The organism is Paenibacillus sp. FSL F4-0243 (assembly GCF_037963295.1).
Classification (GTDB): domain Bacteria; phylum Bacillota; class Bacilli; order Paenibacillales; family Paenibacillaceae; genus Paenibacillus_AQ.
Map to the genome: position 1 here is coordinate 1,200,278 of NZ_CP150151.1, position 17,773 is coordinate 1,218,050.

At 41.1% G+C, this 17,773-nt stretch carries 27 protein-coding genes; 18 read left to right on the forward strand and 9 right to left on the reverse strand.

Annotated elements, in window-relative coordinates:
- Positions 1–3: 3 nt before the first annotated feature.
- The 7 genes from NSS87_RS05320 to NSS87_RS05350 all read left to right on the forward strand — a co-directional run bounded on the left by NSS87_RS05320 (position 4) and on the right by NSS87_RS05350 (position 5,114).
- Positions 4–612, forward strand: coding sequence for a putative phage tail protein (locus NSS87_RS05320; protein ID WP_339245322.1), 609 nt, complete (start codon positions 4–6; stop codon positions 610–612).
- Positions 613–623: 11 nt separating this feature from the next.
- Positions 624–2,852 carry a hypothetical protein gene (locus tag NSS87_RS05325; protein WP_339245324.1) on the forward strand — a complete coding sequence of 743 codons (2,229 nt, stop codon included), beginning with the start codon at positions 624–626 and terminating at the stop codon, positions 2,850–2,852.
- Positions 2,853–2,864: 12 nt separating this feature from the next.
- Positions 2,865–3,338, forward strand: a complete 474-nt coding sequence (locus tag NSS87_RS05330) for an XkdW family protein (protein WP_339245327.1) — start codon at positions 2,865–2,867, stop codon at positions 3,336–3,338.
- A gap of 47 nt (positions 3,339–3,385) precedes the next feature.
- A complete protein-coding gene (locus NSS87_RS05335) occupies positions 3,386–3,520 on the forward strand; it encodes a hypothetical protein (RefSeq protein ID WP_339245332.1) in 135 nt (44 codons plus the stop codon).
- Between the two features lie 98 nt (positions 3,521–3,618).
- The gene (locus NSS87_RS05340; RefSeq protein WP_149647245.1) at positions 3,619–3,903 is read left to right on the forward strand and encodes a hemolysin XhlA family protein; all 285 of its coding nucleotides are present in this window, start codon (positions 3,619–3,621) and stop codon (positions 3,901–3,903) included.
- Entirely contained in the window at positions 3,904–4,821 is a 918-nt protein-coding gene (locus tag NSS87_RS05345; protein WP_339245335.1) for an N-acetylmuramoyl-L-alanine amidase, read from the forward strand.
- Between the two features lie 14 nt (positions 4,822–4,835).
- Positions 4,836–5,114 carry a holin gene (locus NSS87_RS05350; RefSeq protein ID WP_339245337.1) on the forward strand — a complete coding sequence of 93 codons (279 nt, stop codon included), beginning with the start codon at positions 4,836–4,838 and terminating at the stop codon, positions 5,112–5,114.
- A gap of 292 nt (positions 5,115–5,406) precedes the next feature.
- Here the strand turns inward: NSS87_RS05350 and NSS87_RS05355 are convergent, their stop codons facing one another.
- Both NSS87_RS05355 and NSS87_RS05360 read right to left on the reverse strand, forming a co-directional pair.
- Entirely contained in the window at positions 5,407–6,489 is a 1,083-nt protein-coding gene (locus NSS87_RS05355; RefSeq protein ID WP_339245339.1) for an XRE family transcriptional regulator, read from the reverse strand.
- Positions 6,473–7,090, reverse strand: a complete 618-nt coding sequence (locus tag NSS87_RS05360) for a hypothetical protein (RefSeq protein ID WP_339245342.1) — start codon at positions 7,088–7,090, stop codon at positions 6,473–6,475. The genes NSS87_RS05355 and NSS87_RS05360 overlap by 17 nt, the downstream gene beginning before the upstream one ends.
- Before the next feature lie 351 nt (positions 7,091–7,441).
- Between NSS87_RS05360 and NSS87_RS05365 the strand changes: the two genes are divergently transcribed.
- Both NSS87_RS05365 and NSS87_RS05370 read left to right on the forward strand, forming a co-directional pair.
- On the forward strand, positions 7,442–8,293 hold the full coding sequence (locus NSS87_RS05365; protein ID WP_339245344.1) for a hypothetical protein: 852 nt from the start codon (positions 7,442–7,444) through the stop codon (positions 8,291–8,293).
- Between the two features lie 117 nt (positions 8,294–8,410).
- Positions 8,411–8,626: a hypothetical protein gene (locus tag NSS87_RS05370; RefSeq protein WP_339245346.1), complete on the forward strand. Its 216-nt coding sequence runs from the start codon at positions 8,411–8,413 to the stop codon at positions 8,624–8,626.
- Between the two features lie 98 nt (positions 8,627–8,724).
- Here NSS87_RS05370 and NSS87_RS05375 read toward each other — a convergent pair whose 3' ends face one another.
- Complete coding sequence (locus NSS87_RS05375; RefSeq protein WP_339245349.1) at positions 8,725–9,249, reverse strand: hypothetical protein; 525 nt, start codon at positions 9,247–9,249, stop codon at positions 8,725–8,727.
- A 572-nt stretch (positions 9,250–9,821) separates the two neighbouring features.
- Positions 9,822–10,637 (reverse strand): hypothetical protein, encoded by an 816-nt coding sequence (locus tag NSS87_RS05380; RefSeq protein WP_339245352.1) that lies wholly within the window; start codon positions 10,635–10,637, stop codon positions 9,822–9,824.
- Positions 10,638–10,983: 346 nt separating this feature from the next.
- Here NSS87_RS05380 and NSS87_RS05385 point away from each other — a divergent pair, with 346 nt between their 5' ends.
- The 3 genes from NSS87_RS05385 to NSS87_RS05395 all read left to right on the forward strand — a co-directional run bounded on the left by NSS87_RS05385 (position 10,984) and on the right by NSS87_RS05395 (position 11,698).
- Entirely contained in the window at positions 10,984–11,205 is a 222-nt protein-coding gene (locus NSS87_RS05385) for a MarR family transcriptional regulator (protein WP_339245354.1), read from the forward strand.
- 64 nt (positions 11,206–11,269) lie between these two features.
- The gene (locus NSS87_RS05390; protein ID WP_339245356.1) at positions 11,270–11,503 is read left to right on the forward strand and encodes a hypothetical protein; all 234 of its coding nucleotides are present in this window, start codon (positions 11,270–11,272) and stop codon (positions 11,501–11,503) included.
- 54 nt (positions 11,504–11,557) lie between these two features.
- The gene (locus NSS87_RS05395) at positions 11,558–11,698 is read left to right on the forward strand and encodes a hypothetical protein (protein WP_339245358.1); all 141 of its coding nucleotides are present in this window, start codon (positions 11,558–11,560) and stop codon (positions 11,696–11,698) included.
- Between the two features lie 181 nt (positions 11,699–11,879).
- Here the strand turns inward: NSS87_RS05395 and NSS87_RS05400 are convergent, their stop codons facing one another.
- Together NSS87_RS05400 and NSS87_RS05405 are read right to left on the reverse strand one after the other, a co-directional pair.
- The gene (locus NSS87_RS05400) at positions 11,880–12,095 is read right to left on the reverse strand and encodes a DUF3006 domain-containing protein (protein ID WP_339245360.1); all 216 of its coding nucleotides are present in this window, start codon (positions 12,093–12,095) and stop codon (positions 11,880–11,882) included.
- Positions 12,096–13,148 (reverse strand): MBL fold metallo-hydrolase, encoded by a 1,053-nt coding sequence (locus tag NSS87_RS05405; RefSeq protein ID WP_339245362.1) that lies wholly within the window; start codon positions 13,146–13,148, stop codon positions 12,096–12,098.
- A gap of 226 nt (positions 13,149–13,374) precedes the next feature.
- On the opposite strand from NSS87_RS05405, the gene NSS87_RS05410 reads away from it, so the two are divergent.
- Positions 13,375–13,527, forward strand: a complete 153-nt coding sequence (locus NSS87_RS05410; RefSeq protein WP_339245364.1) for a hypothetical protein — start codon at positions 13,375–13,377, stop codon at positions 13,525–13,527.
- A 55-nt stretch (positions 13,528–13,582) separates the two neighbouring features.
- Positions 13,583–13,936, forward strand: a complete 354-nt coding sequence (locus NSS87_RS05415) for a hypothetical protein (RefSeq protein ID WP_339245366.1) — start codon at positions 13,583–13,585, stop codon at positions 13,934–13,936.
- A gap of 99 nt (positions 13,937–14,035) precedes the next feature.
- Here the strand turns inward: NSS87_RS05415 and NSS87_RS05420 are convergent, their stop codons facing one another.
- Positions 14,036–14,272 carry a hypothetical protein gene (locus NSS87_RS05420; RefSeq protein ID WP_339245369.1) on the reverse strand — a complete coding sequence of 79 codons (237 nt, stop codon included), beginning with the start codon at positions 14,270–14,272 and terminating at the stop codon, positions 14,036–14,038.
- Positions 14,273–14,846: 574 nt separating this feature from the next.
- Positions 14,847–14,975 (reverse strand): hypothetical protein, encoded by a 129-nt coding sequence (locus tag NSS87_RS05425; protein WP_339245372.1) that lies wholly within the window; start codon positions 14,973–14,975, stop codon positions 14,847–14,849.
- A gap of 122 nt (positions 14,976–15,097) precedes the next feature.
- Here NSS87_RS05425 and NSS87_RS05430 point away from each other — a divergent pair, with 122 nt between their 5' ends.
- The gene (locus NSS87_RS05430; RefSeq protein ID WP_339245373.1) at positions 15,098–15,304 is read left to right on the forward strand and encodes a transcriptional regulator; all 207 of its coding nucleotides are present in this window, start codon (positions 15,098–15,100) and stop codon (positions 15,302–15,304) included.
- A 122-nt stretch (positions 15,305–15,426) separates the two neighbouring features.
- Here NSS87_RS05430 and NSS87_RS05435 read toward each other — a convergent pair whose 3' ends face one another.
- The gene (locus NSS87_RS05435; RefSeq protein ID WP_339245376.1) at positions 15,427–15,558 is read right to left on the reverse strand and encodes a hypothetical protein; all 132 of its coding nucleotides are present in this window, start codon (positions 15,556–15,558) and stop codon (positions 15,427–15,429) included.
- A gap of 433 nt (positions 15,559–15,991) precedes the next feature.
- Here NSS87_RS05435 and NSS87_RS05440 point away from each other — a divergent pair, with 433 nt between their 5' ends.
- The 3 genes from NSS87_RS05440 (at position 15,992) to NSS87_RS05450 (ending at position 17,669) form a co-directional block, all read left to right on the forward strand.
- A complete protein-coding gene (locus tag NSS87_RS05440; RefSeq protein ID WP_042185271.1) occupies positions 15,992–16,627 on the forward strand; it encodes a 5-formyltetrahydrofolate cyclo-ligase in 636 nt (211 codons plus the stop codon).
- Positions 16,628–16,630: 3 nt separating this feature from the next.
- Positions 16,631–17,104 (forward strand): cyclic pyranopterin monophosphate synthase MoaC, encoded by a 474-nt coding sequence (gene moaC / locus NSS87_RS05445; protein ID WP_339245379.1) that lies wholly within the window; start codon positions 16,631–16,633, stop codon positions 17,102–17,104.
- A gap of 79 nt (positions 17,105–17,183) precedes the next feature.
- Positions 17,184–17,669, forward strand: a complete 486-nt coding sequence (locus NSS87_RS05450) for a MogA/MoaB family molybdenum cofactor biosynthesis protein (protein ID WP_020429419.1) — start codon at positions 17,184–17,186, stop codon at positions 17,667–17,669.
- Positions 17,670–17,773 lie beyond the last annotated feature (104 nt).

The following is a 17,773-nucleotide window of genomic DNA, read 5'->3' on the forward strand; positions in this document are numbered from 1 at the left end:
TGGTTGGGCTATGGAGATTCTTTATACAGCACTCTTCTTTTTTCGGTTGATGGAATAGAAGACAGCGATGAGATAAATAAAGTTGATCTTATGAAATACTTACCACCCTATTACAGGGGTGTACAAGAAATAGAAGAACTGCAGGAATCATTAGGTATTGAGATACATGGCTTAACTACAGGTGTACAGGACGTGCTAGATCAGGCATATGTTGAAACTGCTACATGGAGCCTTGCGCGTTGGGAGGCTGAGCTTGGATTAAGCTCGGATCCATCAAAGTCTTATGTCAGTAGACGTGAAATAATCAAAGCTAAAAGACGAGGCACCGGCACAACAACACCCGAAATGATACAACGAACAGCATCGGCTTTTGCTGGTGGGGATGTATCCGTAGAAGAAGTTTCAGGGGAATATCGATTTATCATCCGATTCATCGGCATTCTAGGCATTCCACCGAATATGGCTGGGCTAATTCAGATAATCGAAGAGATTACACCAGCGCATTTGGCGTATGAGTTTGCTTATACGTATACCTTCTGGGATTCGCTTAAAGCAATATCATGGAATACTGCTGGCACTGGTACATGGAACGACTTAAGAACTTTTGGGTAGGAGAGTGACAAATGAAAACTACTGGGAATTTGGGCTTAAAGAAGCCAGAGGGAACGGATCTCGTTGATATTACCGATCTGAACGGAAATATGGACATATTGGACAATGCCGTTACTGGTAAGGTCGATAAAGTTACTGGCAAACAGCTGTCTACGAACGATTACACCGCAGCTGAGAAAACAAAGCTGGCAGGCATTGCAACAGGCGCGAATAACTACACACATCCAAACCATACCGGAGACGTTACCAGTACTGGTGATGGAGTTACAGCTATTGCAGCAGGAGTAATTGTAGATTCTGATGTTAATGCTAATGCCGGAATTAAGTTCAGTAAGATAAATGCGGCTGGTTCCATCATGGATAGTGACATCAATGATGAAGCATATATTAACATGCTCAAGATCGGTACTGGTAAGATAAATAACGCTACACTAGATCAACTCTATGGTGTAACTGCACCAATCCAAGGCCAATTAAACGAAAGAGTCAAGCAGACAACGGCTAGTATTACCTATTACGTTAGATCTGATGGAAATGATAATAACACCGGATTATCAAATACGGCGGGGGCTGCTTTTAAAACAATTGCCAAGGCTGTATCAATGTTGCCTAAGATTGGTGAACATTCACGGTCTATAAAAATTGCAGCTGGAACCTATGCAGAAGCAATTGATCTAAAAGGTTTTGGTGGAAGTGGCCCGATTGAAATAGCAAGTTTGGGCACACTAGCGAGCGGAGTTACCAATGTACAAAGAGTAAATGTTGTCGGTTGTTCTTCTCAGATAACCTTGATTGGAATAACGTCAACAGCGACAACAGATAACGCTTTTGATGTGATCGCTTGTACTTGGGTATGGTTAAGTAATTGCTACGCGTTGAGCGGTGGTGGGGGAACTACTTACGGCGTTTGTGCTTATGGGTCCAACGTTATAGTGAGTAACGGAATATATTCGAATAAAGGCGGGGCCATATGGTCACGTAACTCTTCTAATGTTTTCGCAACTAACATACAAGGCGCTAATAACAGCATTGGTTATTTAGCTACAGAAGGCTCTAAAATTGGTTTAAGTGCCAATACACTAACAGCCGTTTTGTTATCAGATGCGAAACAGGGTGGGTTAATTTTAGGAGATCCGAGAGAATCATCTATTCCACTACAAACCACGGCAGATATCACTTACTATGTCCGTACAGATGGTAGTGATAGTAATACGGGGTTGGCTAATACGGCAGGTGGGTCATTTAAAACGATTAACAAGGCTATTAGTATGATCCCTCAGATTGTCAACCATGTAGTGTCAATTAACATCGCCGCTGGAACTTACAGCAATGAAGAAATCAAAATAGCTGGGCGCAGTGGTGGAGGAGAAATCAAGTTAATCGGCGCTCTTACTCTGACCAATACTCATGTTGTTTATGGCATATCTCTCGTGAGGAATACGTGTAGGATTGGTGTGACGGGACTAGTTTTCAGCAGACCGACACCTAACTCAATATTCAGTTGCTTCGAAGCGGTTTTTCAAAGTTGTACGGTCACATCTGCCGTAAGTGATGGCGGTTTTTTCGTGGATAGTTCTAAGGCGTACTTTACCGGATGTTCCGTCAGTAATAGAAACCCAGCCTTTCAAGCGCATACTAACAGTGAAGTCCTGCTTCAACAATGTTCAGGATCGGGTAACGGTTACGCTGTTACAGCGGCTTATGGCGGTAAAATCGTTATGGACTCCTGTACTATAACAAGTACCAATAAGTATTCTGCTTATGCGGGTGGAATAGTCCTAGATAACGGAGCTGGTATTGTTAACCCATGGGGAGATAATACATTAACTTCGCGGAGCATGATTTCGGCGTGGTATACACTGCCTCAATCTTTTGTAGCTAATACATGGACAAAGGTGATGTTTAACCAAGAGGTTTTCGACAATCTGGGGGAGTATAACCCAACTTTGCACAGATTTACCGCCGCAAAACCAGGTGCGTATTTGGTGTCAGCCTCATTAAACCCAAACAGCCCGGGCGCAAACGCAACTTGTACATTGTCTGTTTGGGTAAGTGGTACAAGAGTCAAAGATTTCGGGTATTCACAAACTGCTGGCACATCAAGCACATCTTATCAGGGTACTGTGGCGGTGAGGTTAGCTGCCGGAGATTACGTTGAAATTTATGCGTATACAAATCTGAATATGACAGGAAACGGCGGAGGCGCATATCAATATCTTGACGTTGTGCAAATTGCCTAAGGAGGAAAGGGAATGAATAAAGCACTAGCAATTATGTATCTATACCCAAACGCTAATCCAATGAGGGATTTTACCGTCCAGGACAACGGCCCGGAACCTGTCCTGCGGGAAGGGGCGGAAGAGAAGGGTAAGTTCAGGTATGAGATCAAGCTGCCCGAAGAGGACGAGCAGACTCTAGAGGGTGTACATTACCGTTACGGCATTGATTACAATCTGCTGATCGAGGGCGAAGACTACGACCTTGTAGAGCGTGGGCCGTATATCGCCTATTGGGGGCTGGACAACCCCCAACCGACAGAAACTGAACTTCAGGCAGCTTGGGAAGCCTACCAGGAAGCCGAAGCTAATAAACCCCCGAAGTTGAGCGAAATGGAAATATTGCAACGAGAAAACACTCTGCTGAAGGCACAACTTAATGCTCAGTCTGAGCGCTCTGATTTTATTGAGGATGTCATATCCGAGCTGGCTACTCAGTTGTATAAATGATCCTGCGGTTGCTCTATTGGCTGCTGGCTTGTAAGGGAGGTGATATCATGGTAGTTATGTTTTTTGCACAACGCGTAATCTTGGGTAAAACCAAGTATGCAGAGGTGCCGTCTACACTCAAAGCTGGAGTGCTGGAGGTTCTGACGGACAGCGGTCTGGAGTTTCTGGCTGAAGATAAATAAGGATTACAGATAGCGCCATATAGTAGGCGTTTTTATTTTGCCCTCGTAGCTATTACGGGGGCTATTTATATTGGGAGGATTAGAGAGGGGGAGTAGGGATGTCAGGAGGAGGCGGAGTCTTGGGAACAGAGGATAAACTTGTGGAAATCCAGATACAGTTGGCCAGAATCGAAAAGACACTTGAAGCAGTACCTGCCCTAACAACGACTATTGAAGCCACGCGAGATTTAGCGCGTGAAGCTATGCAATCTACTAAATCAGCGCATCATAGGTTAGACAGGATTGAGGATGCACAACGCTGGCTTTGGAGGACTGTTGGCGGGGCAATCATTACAGTGATTATAGGGGCTATTGTGGTGGCTATCAGAATGGGAGGAAACTAAGTGATTAAGGACAAATACCCGATTGAACGGCGTTATATAAACAAGCGTCAAAATGTTCGGCCCGGCACCCGTTTAACATCGGGAACGCCGGGTTTTTTAGTTGCTCATGATACTGGCAATCCAGGGGCAACTGCGGATAACCATTTTACTTATTTTCAAAATCTTAAAGACCGCTCAGCTTCGGCTCAGACGTTTATTGACGATACAAAAATACTAGAGATCATCCCAACAGGTACGGGATTGGATCCAGCCGAAAAGGCTTGGCATGTCCTTTACAACGTTACTACTGACAATAAGCTTTATGGAGATGATGCTAATGATATCGCATTAGGTGTGGAGCTATGCTACGGCGGTAAGATAAAAACACTTGAGGCGTACAAGCGCTTTGTGTGGTATATGGCTTATTGTTGTGACAAGTGGGGTCTAAATCCACTGACACATATCCCAAGTCATAAGCAGCTAGATCCTGCGCGTAAACGCGACATTGATCAAGCATTAGCGTCTGTAGGTAAAACACTTAAAGACTTGCTTTATGATGTGGTAGCAGAAATTAAAGAACAGCCAGTGTCCGTTATACCGCCTGTTGCTGTGCAAATGCCTGCCAGTGTAGCTCAAAGGCTAATCGATGATTATGTATCCCCAGCATGGTTTGTGGCTCATAAGAAAAAGGATCAGGTGGGTTTAACGCACTTTCACAACCTTGCTGATAATCTTAGAATGGCTTCGGGTATCCCCTTACAGCCAGGTTCAACAGCGCCATTTAAGCAATTGCATAAAAGTAATGCCCAAGAAATTATTTTCCGTTGGCTCTCGCCTGAATGGTATACTGCCAAGTCTAATGGGGATAAATCGGGGATGGCTCTCTTTAATAATTTTGCAAATCACTTGCGTAGAGCAGCTGGCATGCCAGTAGAATGAGGGGGGATTTATATATGGGAAATCAAAACTTAACAGATGTTCTAGCGTTCGCCTCGGTGATCGCCGTTTTTGTGTTGGCAGGCGTACAGTTCGTGAAGACTACATTTAACGTTCCTAAAAATATTTTGCCGCTGATTGGTTTGGTTATCGGCTTACTGGTTGGCGCTGCTACTTATCCATTTACGGAGCTAGAACTTGTGCTTCGATTGTGGGCTGGAGGGTTGGCTGGGCTATCAGCAACTGGACTATTTGAATTAGCTTTTAGTAAGAGGGATGGGACTACAAAAGAGTAACCAATGTGCCCGCTGGCTTAGGCTAGTGGGTAAGTTGTGTTATCAAAACAAAAAGAAGTAAAAAATTCCTACTAGATTTGATGACAAGGGTTAGAGGCTATTGGAGCAACCTTCGGATTTTAGCTGGCTCAAGAGAAGTGTGATGAGATAACGTTCGCTGTGAATGCTGTCCTGACCATACTTGTTGTGCAAGGGGTCGTAAGCAATCTGGAAGCTGGCAAATGATATACGGATAAAGAGTAGAAATATTAAATATAAAAATGGTTGGATACTCGAGTATCCAACCATAATGTTATTTTACCAGCCGTAGATGTGAAGGTTGGCTTGAATACATCTTTTTATATTCTAATTCGTTCAAATGAAGAGTTTGACTCAAATCGGAAATAGAATATCCGAGATCTTCATGATGAAGTTTCAAAATTTCGTCCAACATATTCGGAGTTTCTTTAGGAGGAGTTAATTCCTCAGGTTCCCTTTTTTTGTACCCACGTTTGCTTAATTCCTCCCACAAATACCTGCTTTGCCCGGCATTCACTTTCCCTAAAGTAGTTGCTCTGACCAGTAAAGCACTCATCGAAACCCTCCAATAAAGCTTAAGGGAGGCAAGCTTTTTTAAGGACAACTCCCCCAATGAGGATGAGATTTCATCTCCCGGCATCAAAAATTCAGCAGCAAAAGTATCTGCTTGTTGCTCGATATCCGTGTCTTCACCTGGAGGCTTTCTATGCATTATAATATGGCCTAATTCATGACACAGCGTGAATCGTATTCTGTCCATTGGTCTTTCAAAATTCGTGAATATCAGTGGCGGTGTGTTGGGGTGAAACATTGTAATAGCATCAATGTTTACTCCTTCATAATCAAATGGAACGATAATTCCACCGGCATTTTCAATAACTTCAACAACATTTTGAATAGGACCTTTTGGAATGTGCCATGCAGCTCGAATTGTTGCTGCGATACGAGGCACATCATCATTAAAGCGATCAGGGTCCATGTAATGAAAGTCGGGTTCTCCAAGATCAATAGACTTTAATAATTGAGCTATTTCCATGCGTCGTGCTTCGAGGTTTGCATAGATTTTGTTCAAACTCTTCTGTGGAACTGATTGGCGTTTCCTATGATAAAACTCGCTAAGCCCTACACCATGAACCTTTTCATCACGCTGAAAAAAGCTAACAGGATACTCAAGGAATTGAGCAATATTATTGAGCTCATCTCTAGAGAGTCCTAGTAAACCATTTTCGATCTTAGACATTTTACCCTGTGAAAGTCCAAGAGCTTTAGCAAGCTCTATCTGGCTGATCCCTCGTGATTCTCTGGCAAGAGTCACTAATTGCTTGTTAAATGGTACATCATCATAAATTACCTGCATCTAAATCACCAACATTCTTTTCTTTCCCCTTGACTTTGGGTTTTCTTGTTGTTTTCGCTTGTGATGACGCCGCAGCTGGGAAGGGAATAGTATCGGCAACCGATTCAGTCGTAATCTCCCAAGTCCACACGTTAGTATCTGCATAACGATATGTAACATGAATTTCTCCAACGCCTGTTTCTAAATCATTTGGAATGTAGCCAACGTACAATAATCCATCAGGAGGCATACCCTCAAATTCTAATTCAGTGATATCTTGTAAGTTAAAGAGAGCACTTTGGTGAGTGTGAGAGTTAGCTGATAGGAGATTATGGTCAAACTTATTAAATCTAAGAACTACAGTGTCTTTGATGCTCATCAGCATAAGACCTTTTTTCTTAAATAAATGGACGGAGGAATCGCCTTCAAATTCAGCGATTAATCCACGCCATACTAAGTCATGACATATAGAAGCATCAGATCTAGCAGTGTGTTCATGTCGAACTGCAGCATACTGAGGTCCACTGTAATAATAGTTTAGCTTTTCAGCAATTACTTTGTTCAGTCTTTCGAGGTATGGATTTAAAATGTCTTGGGCCTTTTCTTTAGCGATTGGCTCCATAAGATAACCTCCCCATCATACGACTTATTAATACCATAATATCATTTAATACAGGAAAATCAACAGGAATTATTCCGAAAAATATTCCTAATAAAAATTTGGGTGTGCTATAGATGTAATTTTAATTTATATCACAGATGATTTATAATGATCACTTACGGAAGCGTCGTACTCTGGCCTTTTTCGGTGGGGTATTTCTTTGTGTTCTTTCCTTACCACTGATATAGAGTACATATACATAATGTTCCAAATAGGTTACATTTAGAAATAGCTGTGCGACAGTTGCGATTTGTAAGTATCGAGAGAGTATCTTGTTGCAAGGACCTATATTTTAAATGGAGTGATAAGAAAGTGATCAGTGAGATCCTTGAGTTGCCTTTTGTAAAAGCATTAGGGTGGGGATGGTTATTACCAATATTATTGAGTTCTGTTCCCTTTATTTGGAAATTTCAACCTGTAACTACTTTAACTTCAACGAAATTTGAAAGGGTGCTTTTCTCTAAGGAAAAAAGATTATCATTAAAGGTTCTAGGAGTTATAGGTAATGTGATTATGGCCTTTTTTGCATCTATTGGTTCATATACTATTTACTTTGCACTTTATAACACAAAATTATTTAAATCACATTACAGTTATATTGATACAACTATTACTATATTAGCGACTATGTTTCTTGTGTCGACGATCATTTTATTCTTAGTTGGGAACTTTAACTGGAAATTAAAAGCGCCCAAATATAGTATATTTGAATGGATTTTGAATAGTAGAGAAAAACGGTTACTTTGGGTCTTCTCATTCCATATGGTATTTATAGTGAGCTGCTTCTCTCTATTGCCTAGTAGTCTGGCTGGTGAAGTTACTAAGGGGAATATCCATTTTGCAAATAAAACCGTAATTATTACATTTGGAGTAGCCTTGCTGATAACCAATTCATTTTTAGTGGCTGCAACAAAGGCCATATTTAAGAGCATTATTAAGAAGTTCGCTCGATACACTGGAGAGACTTTTTTTTACGAGGAAGAGGACTCGGTGAGGTGGTACATATATCATCTAGCCACTAAGGATACTTATTTGTTAGGGGATGCAGTAAATCCAGATGATGCAAAAGTATTTAAAACTATTGCTAAAGAAGAACTCTTATCACAAAGGATATATGTTTATAAAATTCCGAATGAATCGCTTCTAAATCAAGAGGTTGATTAAGGATGAGTACTTGCTATTTGGTTTTCGGAATTTTTTTTACAGAGGAAGAAGATTTTATGCTTATTTTTCTTCTGTCCTGTCGGAACTAGTAGTATTTCATACATAGGAGTGATCGTGTTGAGTAATATTTACAAAATCCTAAAGACAGACTCTGAATTCCTAACGGCTGCTTTGTCACAGTCACAGGTAGATATTCTTGAACGCCGTGGTGATCTAGCTGGCTGCATAATTGATTGTGAGGGTCCAGTCCAGAAATGGAGTCCAGTTAGTGTGAAAGTCGCGGATGCTTATTACATGAGAAATGAATTTGAATTTAGGATGATTTTGGCATAAGGATGTATAACAAATACCCTGTCAACCTTTATATGGTTGGCGGGGTATTTTTTTATTTAATTAATTTAGTAATGAAATTAAGTTCAGTGAAATATTCATTATATTTTTCCTGCATTATGCAGTACATTCAGGTAATATTCATAATGAGGATTGCCCAGTACACAATATTCATTTGGAATACCCTTTAATATAATTAGATCATTCAGAATTTTTTGAGACAAACCTTGCATAGTAAATGAAGATATAGAGTTGTTATCTACACTTTCTAGTACAATATTGATTCGTCTCCCTTCTTGTATATCTTTCCATATAAGTTCACTTTCAGATTTTTCTGACGCTCCTGTATTATCGTTAACCAAACTATTAAGATATAAGATCATTTCAGATAAATCCTGTTTCTCATCCTGGGTGTAAATTGAATAAAGTAATTTTGTGTCCATTATTTTATAGCACTTTGCAATGTGGTCGTACTTTGCGTCTGGATCATTTTGTAGATCTTTAAAATCATCTTTACTTAGTTCAATTGCATTGTAATTTTTTTGAAGTAACTGTCCTGCTTGGTCTAAGGTGAAATTTGATGGTAGACCTGATGCTTTGAAATTTTTATCTAATTGTTTTAGCATTATATCTCCTTAAAAGAAAGAATGTCCTCCAGCTCTATTATGCGTATGATTATGGGCGTAGTGGACTGATTGCGATTTAACTCTGGACCTTTATGTGAAATCCCTCCGCCAGCTGCTTGCAACCACATCTGCAAATGCTGCGTTTGTAGAGTCAAACATTAGCGGTAAGGGGGGTCATAGGCTAAATAAAAAAGCGAAATTAGTTAATTCAAAGGTAATCTTTCTTTAAGAATGTTTATCTTTTTTATTTCTGTAATTAGCAATAATGAAACTAGCGATTGAAGATATCAGAAGTATTGATGTAATAATGATGTATGCAATATATAGTGTCGAGGAACTTTGATACTTTGTTTGGTGATCTACATAAATTAATAGCCAGGTTGATAAAGACATACCTATATTCGACAAATCATTAATTAACCACTTATGTTTTAAAAATTGATATAGAATTGCGATCCACATTAAAGGAATAAATATCAGAATAAAGTTACTCAAGAACCTCACCTCTTATTTTGAAATCAGCAAGGAATCTGCTAAGTTTTATAGACAGATCCCTTGCTGATTTAATTAGTCTACAGAGCGTTTATGGCGTTAGTGGCTTGTGTCAAATCATTTTTGCAATCTTGGAAATTTTGCCAAACTTGACCTGCTGTGTACGCTGCAGCAGCTCCTTCAGTAATTGCGGAAATAACACCTACAATTGTCACTACCGCTAATCCTGCCTGTATTTGGAATAAACTTCTATTCATACTAAGGCTATTATAATCGTTGTAGAATATATCAATCTGTGACATAGCTCTTTGAGAGATGCTATTGTTGTAACTGCCATCCTTTTGATAATTGGAGCCTTGAGCGCCACCTAAAATATTCAGGTCAGAATAAGATGCAAAATGAACTTTAGTAAAGTCTCCGTAGTAATGACTTATTGCTGGGATTCCACCACTCACAGTAGATGCAGCAGCAATACCTACGTGTGACTTTGCGTTGTACATTACTAACTCTTGATCTAGTTCTTCTTTAGATAATTGATTTCCATTTACAAGATAGTCGCCACTATCCGTAACTTCAATAGTTGTACTGTCTACTTTATCTTTTAAGATATCTTTTTCGATATCAGAAGCATTAGCGTTTAAATTATAATGGACCTCCGTTTCTAAATTAACAATAGTGGAACCATCTTCATTATATACCTTTTTATAATTTGTGATAATTTCTTTTGAACCAATTTTTGAACCAGCCACAATAACATCTTCAGTATTTGTCCAAGAAGTATTCTCGTTTTGAGTACTTGGTACATTAACTGGGCTTGCTAGTACTGAGCCGGAAGTGCCAATCATTGCTACAGCTAAAACCATTGATATAAAACCTGTTAACTTAAACTTCTTCATGTCTTCGCATCCTTTTTTGGAATATTTTGTTGTTTGCTAGAACATTATCCCTCTTGGTGAATTATTTCACAATAGATAATTATACCTATCATTTTGTTTATACTTTTCCATATATTTACTATTCGTTCGACATTTTTCTCTTTTTTGATCATTATTTCAAAATAAAGAATCAATAATAAAGAATAATCTTTTGGGAATTTGTTGTTTATATCACTCAATAATAATGTCCCATATAAGTTAGAAAGTGTGGGTAAGTCTTGGGATAGGCTGTTCTAAATTTCCATTGATTAGCGAACGAATGTTCGATTATAATACAAACAAACGTTCTTATTTTGGAGGAATTAACATGAAGACATTAACCCCAAGACAATATGCGGCACTCCAGGCGATTAATAAACTGTCGGAAGAATCGGGGCATTCACCTACTGTACGGGAGGTTATGAAGGAAATAGGGCTCACCTCCAGTTCAACAGCACAAGGGTTGCTTGATAAATTGAAAGCAAAGGGATACATCAAGAGGCAGGAACGTACGCCGCGGTCATTGCAGGTGATCAGTGATGCTAAATGATACGTCTCGTAAACTTCTACTCATCTTGACTCATTACCAAAGACACTTTGGGAGGTTACCGGGTATGCCAGAACTGGAGCGATTGAGTGGACGTTTGCCGGTGCCTATCAAAGATGGCCTTGCAATGCTCGCCATGGAAAACTATATCCAGTGGGAAGCAAGTATGCCACCAGAGAGAGCTATTATTATTGAAGGATGGGAACGACCTGATCCTCGATTTAATAGACTCGAGACATCTCCACAAGGGACACAGTGGGGTGTTGATGGCGGCAACATTGAATACTGGACAAAATATTAGGAGGCTTTCTGATGGGGGGAAATTAAAAGCTAGTGGACTATGGAAGGAAGTCTTATGATTATGCCAGAGCATGAAAATAGGTTGCTGGACGATGCGCTAAATCAGAAGATACACACAAATCCTGATTTAATTCCTCAAGCGTTGGTAGACATCTCACAGGTATTGGCTCAATCTTTAGAGGATTACAGCCAATAACACTAAAATTGTTTGGTCAAAATGAGGACAAATCTATACATGGAATAGTATTGAAAATAGACCGGCGATTGAAACTGATTAAGTTTCTCCACAATGACAATTGGGAATGGATTAAAATTGACGATGTGATACAGGTGATTACATAAAAAATGCCTCGGACGCTTTCGCCGGGGCATAACTATTATTCTTCGAATAACTCATCCATTAAACTATCGATTTCCTTTTTCCGTGAGGCTGTAGCCTCAATATCGATTATGACTTTGCCGTTTTCAAAAATAAGGGTGTCTCCAGCATTAATCTCTGCCGGTAGTTCTGATCTAAGGACATCTTTGGTTTTACCATCAAATTCAATGACGGCATACTCACCCTCAAAGCGATCTATGATTCCTTTCAGCATTTACTTGACCCCCTTAGTCGATGTAAAAGTGATTTTATTGCCATCACTTATTGCAGTAATGGTTCCTTTTTGATCCGTTCGTAAAATAGAAGTATTCGCATTTTTCAACCTTGTAAGTATTCCGGAATCTGGATGCCCATAATTGTTTTTACCTACGCTTATTACTGCGTACTGTGGTTTAACGGCGTCGAGGAATGCTTTGCTGGTTGAACTACTGGAGCCGTGATGTCCGACTTTTAATAAGTCTGCTTTTAAATTCATGCCATCGGCTAACATATCGTTTTCAGAAGCCTTTTCAGCATCACCGGTAAAGAGGAAGGACTTGTTCTTATATGTGACCTTTAAGACAGCACTCCAGTTATTAAGATTATCCCCATAGGATCTAATAGGTGCCAGAAACTTCGCCTCAACGCCAGTTAGAGGAATAGTGGTGCCTTTAGTTACTGCTTTGATGGTACGTCCTTCATTCTTCACAGCGGTTAAAAAATCTTTGTATGTTTCAGTGGTATGTGATACCTTTGGGGCGTAGACAGATTTAACGTCCAACGCTTTCAAAACATCATCTAACCCACCAATGTGATCTGCGTCAGGATGAGTAGCAACGAGGGCATCAAGTGTCTTTACACCAAGGCCATTCAGGTACTTTACTACATTCTTACCCTGATCGTTATTACCTCCGTCAATGAGGACATATTGATTATTCGGAGTCCGAATTAGAGTAGAGTCACCTTGTCCAACATCGAAAAAGTAGACCTGAAGAGTACCAACGTTCTGTTTCTTTGGTAAAAGCAAAGCTGGAGCTGGTGTGGCAGTTGGCTTTGCTGTTGGCTTCGCGGTAGGTTTAACAGTTGGTTTAGTAGTGGCAGCCGGTTTTGAATTTGAACTTCCTCCGTTGTGGTAATGGTATTCTCCGTCTTCCAGTCCCCACTTTGCGCAATTTGTGCGGCAATAATGACCGCCATCTGCATCTGTGCGTCCTGGATGTGCCTCAGCAAGCACAGGCATCAACAATAAAACAAGGGACATGATGATTGGAACAATAATTCTTTTCATAAAAAAATAAATACCCCCAATGTATGATTCTGGGAGTAGTCTATCAGAATAAGGTGATATCTTCCACTTCATTTTGTAACTATTCACTTTCTTCTAGCTACATTTTCACTTATCCTTATTAAGCTAATGGGCAGATTAATATAACAAATAAAACTCTATATATAATTCAAATTGATATAGTAGTGTGAAATAAAAGGGGTTTGATTGATGAAAATGGAGGAAGTTTATGAAAATTATTCTCTTAGGAATCGCAATTATCCTTTTTGGTATTGCAATGATATTGGTATCAAGTGGATCAGCATCAGTAATTGGTCTTGGAATATCATTTGTTGGTTTAATCGTTTCAATAGTAGGTAGTTTTGTAAATGATAGAAAATAAACTTATTACGTTAACGGGACACGATAGCTTAATAGAGATCAGGAGAAGGCTGTCGATGTGTAATACTGTGTTTTTAAAAGGAGATGAGGTTATTCAAGGCTTAAAGAAAGATGTTGTTATATTGCTTGAATCAATTGTTTTTTTGGCTATTGGCTTGTTACTTACTGTAAATGTAGCAAGTAAAATTTATGAGAGTTTTGGAATTGAATTTATAGGTAATGTTTGGGTAAATTGGTTCGGAGTTTCTTACTTTCTTTTTGTACTATACACGGTTATTACTGGATTATTTATTATGAAAAATACTATCTACTTTAAACAACGTCTGAAATCAAAAATTTTTTGGTTTCTTTTTATTGGTTCAATTTACATAATCTCTATTCCATTTGTAAAAGGAGAAAACCCATTCTAATTAAACTAACGGGAAACGATAGCTCAATAAGACACCTCGCTAATACGGTTGTGAAAATCGCCTCGTCAGTGATGATGACGAGGCGTTATAATTGATGAGTTATATATCAAATTCAGCCCATCCTGGTGGTAGTAATTCCAAATCGGTTTCTTCGAGGGCTTCTGGTTCAATAATTATAAGTAGCGGTTCATGTATATCAATCAAAGCACCTATACGTTCGCTGATTCCAATAAAAGTACCAATCGCTACAACTCTTCCGCACCTACCTCCAAATCCGCTTAAATGATTCTTATCGATACGTACAGATTGCCCCGGCTTTATTTCTTCCCATTTCATAAACTCAGTGCCCTCCTTGTCAACCGCAGGGTTTCTTCTTGGTTACGGAGGCTATTCAGCCATGCAATGTCTTCTGCAGATATGGTCAGATTGAAAAGCTGCTGCAGCTTCAGGGTGTTCCAGCAATACCGTGCGTTGACTGCTAGGCATTGCAGCAACTCTGGACCGTGCTCGGCTTTGAGTTTGCCTGCTTTGTGCAGATGGTATAGCTCCGCGAGTCTAATATGTGTGGGCAGCATTAGCGCCGCCCCCGAGCTTTAATCAGCGCGACCACAGACAAGACCAGCCCCGCCCCGATAATGATCCAGGTGATTGTGTTCAGCATATCGCTTCCTCCTTCATATTAATGGGCCGTAGCCCCCTGATTACTTAAAGAAATCCATTTATACCGATTTCGACTGTTTGAGATTATAAAGTTCGTCTTCGGTTGCCCATATTTCACTTACACCGCCGAAACTCCAGATAACTACTGCAAATCTCGCCCGCGTATACCCGCCGGTAGATTGTATCGTCCAAACCGTTTATGTTATGATTAGGTGGAGAGCAGGAGGTGCTACTCCTACTCTCCGGGAACCTATTTACGTTTGCCGCCACGGCTGCGTTTGGTTCCTTTTTCTTTTGTCTCCTTCGTTGCTTTCCTTAGTAGGACTAGTGCCGTTGCCAAGTTCACTATGGAGACTGCTAAGTTTGCCCAATCCTTCATATGCCCTGTTCACCTCCTTTACATACCTTTATTATATACTGGTACCACTATGAAATCAAGGGTTTTTATACTGGTAACAGTATATTTTTTGTGGTATTCTGTAAAAAAAGGAGGACAGGCTAATGGAACAGCAAGGCCAAGGAAAGGCATCAACCCGGGCGAAGGACAAATACAACGCTGCAAATTATGATCAAGTAAAGCTATGGGTAAAGAAGGGTGACAGGGAACGTATCGATGCCGCAGCCAAAGCGGTGGATATGAGCCGTAACGCCTTTATATTAGAAGCTATTGAAGAGAAGATAAAACGTGAGAATGAAAAGCCACTGTAAGGATATCCCAGACGGTTCTTTTGTTGCTCGGATAAATTCTTGTTTATCTGTAATCAATCCTACAATAGTATGAAGCACTATAAAGCCCTGCTGACCATTATAGTAGCAGGGCTTTTGTTGGTTTATACCTCGAATCCTTCCCACCCTGGAGGCAGCAGATCCTCCGGTGTGGGTTCTATACGTTCTGGCAGCTCACTAATGAGTAAAAGCTCGCCAATGTCGAGCAGGAGAGTTTGCGTTCCTTTCGCTAGCACGATACCGATCTTCTCAGTGTGGAAACCAACTGTTATACGGACACGAACACCAAGCGTTAATTCCTCAGTTTAAATAATTATCAGCCTCAAGGGAACCGTTCTTTGTTCTGTCCCCATGGGGACAAATTGGGGACGAAATGTACATATACCCACCTCAACTAGCCCAAAGTTACCCTAAACGAAAGATAACAAGCCCCATATATAGCAACGGTTATCCTAATTTACCTCAAGTCAGGGGATGACTGGAAACAAATTATTCTATAGTTTACATGAAAAGCGTTTCCCAAGCGAGAGCTCGATATATCGGAAGCAGAGAATAACGACCTGGCCCAGAAACACAGTCCTATCCACCTTGGCGAACCGGGGAGAAGAGTGGTAAACTGGATTTACAAACAAGGATAAGCTTGGGATAAATATATGGGGGTGGCCGACGATGTCAAGCAAGGAGTCGGTGATCTCCAAAGCAAAGCAACAACTAAGAACTGAGAAGACCATCGCCCGAAACGAGCTCTCCTCGGACCAGAGAAGGGAATTGTCTTTTCTGGTCTGCAAGCATGCATCAGAGTGGCTGAAGACGAAAGACATAGCCTCACTGATGGCCTATGTATCTTTCCGTTCTGAACTCGATACCAACGCGCTTCTTACACAGGCGTGGAAGGACCAGCGCAGGGTACTGCTGCCGCGTGTCATTCCGGCAAGTGGTGCAATGAGTGTTCATATGGTAAACGCTTGGAGTGAGCTTGAGCCGGGGGCGTATGGTATCCATGAACCTATTGTATCCGGCAAAGATTCACAAGAGATTGAAGTTGTTACACTACCGGATGTTGTGTTTGTTCCGGGGCTGGCTTTTGATCTTCAGGGAGGCAGGCTTGGTTACGGCCGAGGATACTATGATCGATTGCGTGCGTCATGGGAGACGGAAGAGTATGCCGCTGCGAAGCCCCCTGTCTGGATCGGGCTAGCCTTTGGTATGCAACTGGTTCCGAAAGTGCCCATGGATGAGCATGATGCCTTTATGGACATGCTGATTACTGAAAATGGCATAGTGCACTGCCGAAAAGGAGAGTGAGCCGTGGAATTGACCCATTTTAACGAGCAGGGAAGAGCTCGTATGGTGGATGTGAGCGAAAAGGAGATTACGAAGCGGACAGCTGTCGCGCGGAGTAAGATCAAGATGGCAACTGAGACGCTTAGTGCCATCAAGGAAGGCAAGATCAGTAAAGGAGACGTACTTGCCGTTGCGCAGATCGCTGGAATTATGGCGGCTAAGAAGACGTCTGACTGGATTCCGATGTGCCATCCGCTCCCACTTACCGGTATTGACATCCGCTTCTCCGATAACAGCGAAGATGAACTTTATATAGAAGCAACAGTCCATACTACCGGAAAGACCGGAGTTGAAATGGAGGCATTGACCGCTGTTTCTGCCTCAGCACTAACGGTGTACGACATGTGCAAGGCTCTTCAGAAGGACATGATTATCGGACCAACGCTCTTAGTGTCTAAAAGTGGGGGCAAGAATGGAGATTACGCGCTTAAACCATGATCAGAGCTGACGTTCGATGCGCTGAAGCAAGTGGGCTGCACTGTACAGCCAATTATACATAGAGAGGGAGGACAAACCTATGGCGTGGAAAACAGCAATCCTAACGGCCAGCGATAAAGGGGCCAGGGGCGAACGGGAAGACACGAGCGCCCAGGTTATTCGGGAGCTGGTGGAAGAGGAACTTGGAGGCGAGATCGTTGAATATCGGATCGTGCCCGATGAACAAGATGAGATTATCGCAGCTTTGATAGAACTTACAGATTATTTTCAAGCAGATCTGGTATTGACTACCGGAGGTACGGATTTAGCGATACGCGATGTGACTCCAGAGGCAACCCGGCGTGTAATCGAACGGGAGGTGCCTGGACTTTCTGAAGCGATGCGAAGTACGGTGATGCAAAAAAACCGTGCGGTGATGCTGTTCCGCGGGATATGCGGCATTCGTGGACGCACGTTGATTGTCAACTTACCGGGCACACCGAAGGGTGTTCATGAGAATTTAGCAGCCATTATGGATCAACTACCTGAAGCGTTACTCATGGTAACTGGCCAATACCGCCAATAACATTGTCATATTCTTGTCACGTCACAAGGATAAACTATTTATAGAAGATAGTGGATGTAACTGTGACATAAGTTATGGTATTATTAGATTATCGTAATCGATAC

Excerpts from the sequence above, each read along its gene's own strand:
- NSS87_RS05325 (WP_339245324.1), top strand. The coding sequence starts at position 624 with ATGAAAACTACTGGGAATTTGGGCTTAAAGAAGCCAGAGGGAACGGAT.
- NSS87_RS05330 (WP_339245327.1), top strand. The coding sequence starts at position 2,865 with ATGAATAAAGCACTAGCAATTATGTATCTATACCCAAACGCTAATCCA.
- NSS87_RS05335 (WP_339245332.1), top strand. The coding sequence starts at position 3,386 with ATGGTAGTTATGTTTTTTGCACAACGCGTAATCTTGGGTAAAACCAAG.
- NSS87_RS05340 (WP_149647245.1), top strand. The coding sequence starts at position 3,619 with ATGTCAGGAGGAGGCGGAGTCTTGGGAACAGAGGATAAACTTGTGGAA.
- NSS87_RS05350 (WP_339245337.1), top strand. The coding sequence starts at position 4,836 with ATGGGAAATCAAAACTTAACAGATGTTCTAGCGTTCGCCTCGGTGATC.
- NSS87_RS05355 (WP_339245339.1), bottom strand. The coding sequence starts at position 6,489 with ATGCAGGTAATTTATGATGATGTACCATTTAACAAGCAATTAGTGACT.
- NSS87_RS05360 (WP_339245342.1), bottom strand. The coding sequence starts at position 7,090 with ATGGAGCCAATCGCTAAAGAAAAGGCCCAAGACATTTTAAATCCATAC.
- NSS87_RS05375 (WP_339245349.1), bottom strand. The coding sequence starts at position 9,249 with ATGCTAAAACAATTAGATAAAAATTTCAAAGCATCAGGTCTACCATCA.
- NSS87_RS05380 (WP_339245352.1), bottom strand. The coding sequence starts at position 10,637 with ATGAAGAAGTTTAAGTTAACAGGTTTTATATCAATGGTTTTAGCTGTA.
- NSS87_RS05385 (WP_339245354.1), top strand. The coding sequence starts at position 10,984 with ATGAAGACATTAACCCCAAGACAATATGCGGCACTCCAGGCGATTAAT.
- NSS87_RS05390 (WP_339245356.1), top strand. The coding sequence starts at position 11,270 with ATGCCAGAACTGGAGCGATTGAGTGGACGTTTGCCGGTGCCTATCAAA.
- NSS87_RS05395 (WP_339245358.1), top strand. The coding sequence starts at position 11,558 with ATGATTATGCCAGAGCATGAAAATAGGTTGCTGGACGATGCGCTAAAT.
- NSS87_RS05400 (WP_339245360.1), bottom strand. The coding sequence starts at position 12,095 with ATGCTGAAAGGAATCATAGATCGCTTTGAGGGTGAGTATGCCGTCATT.
- NSS87_RS05405 (WP_339245362.1), bottom strand. The coding sequence starts at position 13,148 with ATGAAAAGAATTATTGTTCCAATCATCATGTCCCTTGTTTTATTGTTG.
- NSS87_RS05410 (WP_339245364.1), top strand. The coding sequence starts at position 13,375 with ATGAAAATTATTCTCTTAGGAATCGCAATTATCCTTTTTGGTATTGCA.
- NSS87_RS05415 (WP_339245366.1), top strand. The coding sequence starts at position 13,583 with ATGTGTAATACTGTGTTTTTAAAAGGAGATGAGGTTATTCAAGGCTTA.
- NSS87_RS05420 (WP_339245369.1), bottom strand. The coding sequence starts at position 14,272 with ATGAAATGGGAAGAAATAAAGCCGGGGCAATCTGTACGTATCGATAAG.
- NSS87_RS05425 (WP_339245372.1), bottom strand. The coding sequence starts at position 14,975 with ATGAAGGATTGGGCAAACTTAGCAGTCTCCATAGTGAACTTGGCAACG.
- NSS87_RS05430 (WP_339245373.1), top strand. The coding sequence starts at position 15,098 with ATGGAACAGCAAGGCCAAGGAAAGGCATCAACCCGGGCGAAGGACAAA.
- NSS87_RS05440 (WP_042185271.1), top strand. The coding sequence starts at position 15,992 with ATGTCAAGCAAGGAGTCGGTGATCTCCAAAGCAAAGCAACAACTAAGA.
- NSS87_RS05450 (WP_020429419.1), top strand. The coding sequence starts at position 17,184 with ATGGCGTGGAAAACAGCAATCCTAACGGCCAGCGATAAAGGGGCCAGG.